The organism is Peribacillus sp. NPDC006672 (assembly GCF_050274955.1).
Taxonomy (GTDB): Bacteria; Bacillota; Bacilli; order Bacillales; family DSM-1321; genus Peribacillus.
This window is the reverse complement of the sequence record NZ_JBNNOR010000026.1, coordinates 42,747-48,746: the sequence shown is the minus strand read 5'-3', so window position 1 is coordinate 48,746 and position 6,000 is coordinate 42,747. Positions and strand designations below refer to the sequence as shown.

General features: G+C 34.6%; 6 protein-coding genes. All 6 read right to left on the bottom strand.

Annotated features, from left to right (window positions below; translation table 11 throughout):
* Window positions 1-326: 326 nt before the first annotated feature.
* Entirely contained in the window at window positions 327-1,334 is a 1,008-nt protein-coding gene (locus ACQKKK_RS24650) for a ketoacyl-ACP synthase III (RefSeq protein ID WP_427619762.1), read from the bottom strand.
* A gap of 217 nt (window positions 1,335-1,551) precedes the next feature.
* A complete protein-coding gene (locus tag ACQKKK_RS24645) occupies window positions 1,552-2,097 on the bottom strand; it encodes a GNAT family N-acetyltransferase (RefSeq protein WP_427619761.1) in 546 nt (181 codons plus the stop codon).
* 692 nt (window positions 2,098-2,789) lie between these two features.
* Window positions 2,790-3,338: a signal peptidase I gene (gene lepB / locus ACQKKK_RS24640; protein WP_427619760.1), complete on the bottom strand. Its 549-nt coding sequence runs from the start codon at window positions 3,336-3,338 to the stop codon at window positions 2,790-2,792.
* A 159-nt stretch (window positions 3,339-3,497) separates the two neighbouring features.
* Window positions 3,498-4,349, bottom strand: coding sequence for a hypothetical protein (locus ACQKKK_RS24635; protein WP_427619759.1), 852 nt, complete (start codon window positions 4,347-4,349; stop codon window positions 3,498-3,500).
* Window positions 4,350-4,713: 364 nt separating this feature from the next.
* The gene (locus ACQKKK_RS24630; protein ID WP_427619758.1) at window positions 4,714-5,277 is read right to left on the bottom strand and encodes a DUF2812 domain-containing protein; all 564 of its coding nucleotides are present in this window, start codon (window positions 5,275-5,277) and stop codon (window positions 4,714-4,716) included.
* On the bottom strand, window positions 5,274-5,612 hold the full coding sequence (locus ACQKKK_RS24625; protein ID WP_289338234.1) for a PadR family transcriptional regulator: 339 nt from the start codon (window positions 5,610-5,612) through the stop codon (window positions 5,274-5,276). The genes ACQKKK_RS24630 and ACQKKK_RS24625 overlap by 4 nt, the downstream gene beginning before the upstream one ends.
* Window positions 5,613-6,000 lie beyond the last annotated feature (388 nt).

The window sequence follows — 6,000 nt, the reverse complement described above, 5'->3', positions numbered from 1 at the left end:
ACGATAAGTACCTTGCGCTTCCTTAGTGGTTGGTCGATGTGTACCCCCACAGTGGACTTTCACCACCTAGATAGTTGCCATGCCTGGCACACTAAGAAAAAGCCGCCTTAAAGACAGCTCCGATCAAAAGCTAACGCACCCGTTAGTTTAAGTAGAATGTTTCACAATCTTTCTCGAGGATAAAGTTTATGCGTCATAAAATATTCTTCTCCACAGAAAATTTAAAGTTTTAAGTTCCTCAATAGCAGTGAATAAGAAATGCAGTTTTTCAATAAGTACATCCCTAATCATCAATCACTATTTAGCTAAATGATTACTTAGTAACATCACAACGGAGTAGGAGTATTAATTTGTTCGTCAAAATTTAATTCTAAAAGTTGTCCAGCATGAACCAATCCAGATCCAAATCCGTACATAAGAACTCGGTCTCCATTTTTGACTTTTCCCTTACGGATACCAAGATCAAGAGCTAAAGGAATGGTTGCAGCAGAGGTATTTCCAAAGTTGACTAAGCTATAAAGCGTTTTTTCCATTGGGTATGCTAATTTTTCACAAATTGGCTCTATCAACCTTAAGTTAGCACTATGAGGTATAAACCAATCAACTTGGTCTAAACTCGTTTGCGTTTTTTCTAATATCTGTCTTATACTCTCAGGAACATTCCTTACAACCCATCGAAAAACTTCTCTACCATTTTGTACAAGGTATTGAGTATCTATTAACTCAATCCCATTGATTTTTTTTGATAGTCCAGGCCGATATACATGTTGTGCTCCTCTCCCATCACTTCCTAAATGGAATCCAATGAAACTTTTTGATTGTTCATCTCTTTCAACTAATACCGCACCAGCACCATCACCAAATAAAACACATGTATTTCTATCTGTATAATCTGTAATTTTCGAGAGTGTGTCTGCTCCAATAACTAGTACCTTTTTGTGGAGCCCAGAAGAAATTAAACTGTGTGCTGTATGTACTGCATAAACAAACCCTGCGCACGCTGCACTTAAATCTATGGCACCTGTTTGGGATATATTTAATTGGTCCTGTATGATACTTGAGACAGACGGGAATGGTAAATCTGGTGTGCTTGTTGCCACAATAATCATATCTACATCTTTGACTTTTTTATTATATCTGTGCATTAAATCTTTTACTGCAGATACGCATAAATCACTGGTAAATTCATCAGGACGGGTTATTCTTCGTTCATGAATCCCTGTTCTTTGAATAATCCATTCATTATTTGTTTCGACCATTTGCTCAAGTTCAAAGTTTGTTAATTTTTTTTCTGGAACATATGTCCCGATAGCTGTTATTCTCGCCCCTATCATACGCTCACCCCATATATTTATTAGAAGTTAGTATTAATACCTGGTACTAATTATAACAATTTATATTGTTAATAATCAATTGAAATTCCTTTTTTTTCTAAAAAAACACTTACTCCATATTGAAGTAAACTGCCCCGTTAGTCCATTAGAAAAGGAGCTGCTGATCAGCTCCTGGTAATGAAGTAAAGCTCCTAGTTGAACAAGGAACTATTATTTTTCATTCCCATTCCTCAGCGAGTTTTGCGTAAATAATATGGTCTACATAATGATCATATAGCCATTCTGCTTGTCTTAATTTTCCTTCTTCTATAAAACCCTGCCGTTCTGCAAGTGCTCGGCTTTTTTTGTTCTCAACAGCTATGCTAACCTCAATTCGATTTAGCCCAAGTTCTCTAAATCCGTAATCAATAAAAGCCTTAAACGCTTTTGTCATTATGCCCTTTCCCTGAAAACTTTCTCCCAGCCAGTAGCCGATGCTCCCAATCTTACTTGCCTTGTTTATTTCATTAAATCCGATAGTTCCTGCTATTTCACCTCTATAAATGATGGCAACTGACTTTGGATACCCTCCAGTTTCTACTAAGCTCTGTAGTCGAGATTTTATGTTCTCAACAGTGTCCTCTACCTTTTCTACGTAATCAAGCCATCCAAGCCATTCTTTGAGATAAGGTTTTGAACTAATGATCAAATTGAAAAACTCTTCAGCGTCACCCTCATTGAATAACCTCAAAGATACTTCGTCATCGATTTGATGTATTAACAAAAATTCTCCCCCTGACATTGCCTCTATTAATTTCACACAATAATTCCATTTTCCTTCTTCAACTAAACTGCCCCGATAGATTTCTTTCATTTTTTCATTGGATACTTAAATAAATGTCAAATGTATAATAAGTAATGATAAATGATACCCTCAAATTAACTATAAATTTATGCTTTTCTCTTTTATAAATATAATTCAATATTAGAACATTATTTCCTTCTAGAACTGCTCATTGCTCTCCGGCGGTCGTGCAGTACCATCAGGATAATTATTCCCATCATCACTCCCAAGACGCTACCTAACTCGGTGGTTAGTACATATGAAAGTGGGTACTCTAGAGCAGGTTGTGCAAACTGTTTTAGTTTTAATGAATCAGAGGACTTTTCACGAAGATAGATAATCATTTCCCCCATTACGCTCACCATCAATACCCTAAAAACAGCTCTGCTCGCTTTAACTTTAACATAATATTCCAATTGTAAATCACTTATTCTAAAAAATTGCCTCAAAAACACCTCGCAAAACCAAATTTATCGATAAATAAAAAGAATCCATTTTGAAAAAAGCTTGATCAAAATGGATTCATTACTTACAAATTGCTATAGCGATTAAAAAAAGTTTGATGGTTTTGATGATGCTTTTTGTGCTAAGGCACCACTTCAATGGAACTATCATTTTTTCTACTTGTACTATTATTTAGGTATGCCAATTTCTTTTAATGGATAAAATCGAAATTTCACTTCTCCAACAATCGAGTCGTAGGAAATTAATCCGAAACTCCTGCTATCATTACTCTTTAAACGATTATCCCCCATCACAAATAACATGTTTTTAGGCACTTTGGATTCTCCTGTTTTTTCTTGCAATGAAAAGTCCTCTGTCAGTTTAATAAATGGATTATCTTCTTTATTTGCAATTAAATACGGTTCTTCTACGGCTTTTCCATTAATATAGAGCACATCATCTTTCATATCAATACTATCTCCAGGAAGACCTATAACCCTCTTAATATAGTCTTTACCATCAATATCTGGCGCATCGAATACAATCACATCAGATCGTTGAATTTCAGTCGTTTTGCTTATTACTACTCTATCTTTGTCTTGAAAGGTAGGCGACATTGATGCTCCCAATACAGTTGTAGGTGTAAAAAGAAATTGTCTACAAATAAAAGTGATGATGAAAGCAAAGGCAATTGATTTTACCCAAGAATAAATTTCTTTTTTTGTACTTTCTTTCATGGTTTCCCTCCTAATATAATCTTGTATTAATATATTAATTCTATCCTATATCAAGGAACATTAACAAAATTTGGTTTCTTATACAACTATTCTTCCCCGATAGTTGCATAAAGAAAAAGCTTCCATAAAGACAGCTCTAATCTTCAGCCAACGCACCCGTTAGTTATTAAGCCTTTTTTTCTTTACTTCCAGTCTGTCACTTAATTCGTTAAAGGTCTGAACTACCTCCGGCATTGATAACTTTTTTGCTAATAAACTCCCTTTTTCGATTGATTTAGAAGCTTCTTCAAATAAAATTGCTTTAATTTGAGCATCTGCAAGGCAATACCAGTAAAACCACGCATTCATTTTTGAAATTTTATTGTTATAAAACTTTTCGATAACAGGATAGTATTTAGAATATAATTCTTTATCATGAACTAATTTTTCACTATTCCATTTTAATACATCTACTAAATAACTATCAGCAAGATACCTTCGCCAAACCGCCAAACCTTCTTTTTGATTACCATTCAAAAGGTCGATTTTATGATAAAGAACATCTGCAATATTTTTGAATGAGTTATCACTAAACTGAAAAATTTCAAGTTTGTTTCCTGCAGCTGCACCTATTGTAACACCGAATAAATATTCTTTTGTACCATCACCAGTAATATCAGCTAAACCTGAAAAATCCAAACCAACTCCTTGAGCTTTTGTTTCCCAAACTTTTTGCCAATCATCATTAACCTTCTTTAGCACCATTACTCCAAACTGGGAAGGATTAGGTTGTTCTTTTGCTTTGATTTCAAAAGTAGCGATTATTTCTTTTTGCTCATCGTGGTTAAAATCATAAAGTTGAATTGACTGAGTGGAGAAAGGTTTTTCAGGGTTTACAAGTAAAGCATTCGACGGAGTAAATTCTTTAACAATTTTCATAAGCTCATCATTTAGTTTTTCGTCAGCTTGAACAAATATCGGTGAAAGATTTAATGTCGCCAATAGTAAGGTAAATTGCATTATTTTCTTCATCAACTATGTCCCCTTATACGGTATGGAATTATAATTCCCTATTATCGATTTGTATATTATGGACTTTATTTATAAAACAATTATTAAAATAACCTGCCCCTTTAGTTCATTTAAGCATACTTTTTCACTTCAATTTTTGAATGAATAATAATGTAAAGAATCGGACGTTCAAAAGGCCGCCAAATGGCGGCCTTCTTATGGCGATAACGCACCCGTTAGTTTAAGTACATTCCTTCACAATCTCTTTAAATTTAAAACAGACAACCAATTTACTTTAAGGGTGTTGTTCCACAACCTGACCCCAAAAAGAAAATAAGCACTTTGTTACAGGAAAGTGCTAAATAGTTGAACATTAAAACTATTATTATCTCCTACCGATCTTTCTCAACTTATTCACTCGATATAAATATCCCAAATAAGGCATTCCTGTAAAAACCAATCCAATCAATGAAATGCAATACAGAATAGTCAACACAATATCCATAGTTGCCTGAATTCCGTTAAACAAGGTAATTTTGTTAACAAGATAATTGGCGGCTATAAATAAGAGGGAGACAAGAATCATGATGAAAGCTCCCTTTCCCATTGCCTTTTTCTCGGTTTCATATTTTTCGATCGTTGTTTCCCTGTCTGAGTAAATAGGAGCTATTCCTGGAGGTGCACTAAATAAATGTATATAGTCTGCTGAAGAACCAACACGTGTCCAGCCCGCTTCTTCAAAGTATGCGAAGTAATCGCTATCAGCATTTTTGCGGTAATCCAGCGAATACTGAACTTCCTGACTCTCTGCTTTTCTAAGTGTATAGCCCATAAATGCAAAACGGTCAAAAATCCATCCTTTACGAGCCAGTCTTTCCAGCTTTGCCATATCCTTTTCTTCATCAAATGCCAAACCACCGCTCATCACATACTTTGTCTTTTTCATCATGCACCTTCCCCTCTCTGATCCAAAATTTTTTTCGCATGGCTGATCATTGCTTCACGGCGCTGAACATCCTTTCTTAATAAATCAATGCCTTGCTTTGTCGCGATATACGTTTTGCGTTTGTCTTTCTCTTCCCCTAGCTGCTCAATCATTCCTGCAGATAAAAGTTTCTTAATCGTGGTATACATAGAAGCCGGACCAACCGTAAATTGCTGATTTGTCATTTCCTCAATGTTTTTCATAATTAAATAACCGTGTCTCGCCTCCATCAAAGAAAGCAGAATGTAATATGACGCATCCGTTAATTCACCTGTCTCAAGCGAATCATTTCTTGCCATTTTATCACCTACATTTCATTATATCGTTTAATGATATATCATTAAATATAATATATCGTTTAATGATATACACGTCAATAAAAAATGAATTTATGAATGATGAAAATTGTATAACTGATAAATGCAATCTCTTTTCATTAAATCCTTCTTGTTTTTGTATTCTGTTCTCTCTCAACCGTCCTATTGCTTATTATCTTGTACTACACAATCATTTGCCCCATAAAAAAAGACACTTTCCTTATGACGGATAAGCGCCTGATTGCTTAAAATCATTATTTTGTCTTAATGAACTAACGCACCTGTTAGTTTAAGTACAATATTTCACAAACTATTAGTAAAGGAACCATTCAGGGCTACGTTATCTTGATGGTAATTCATTCGATGTTTT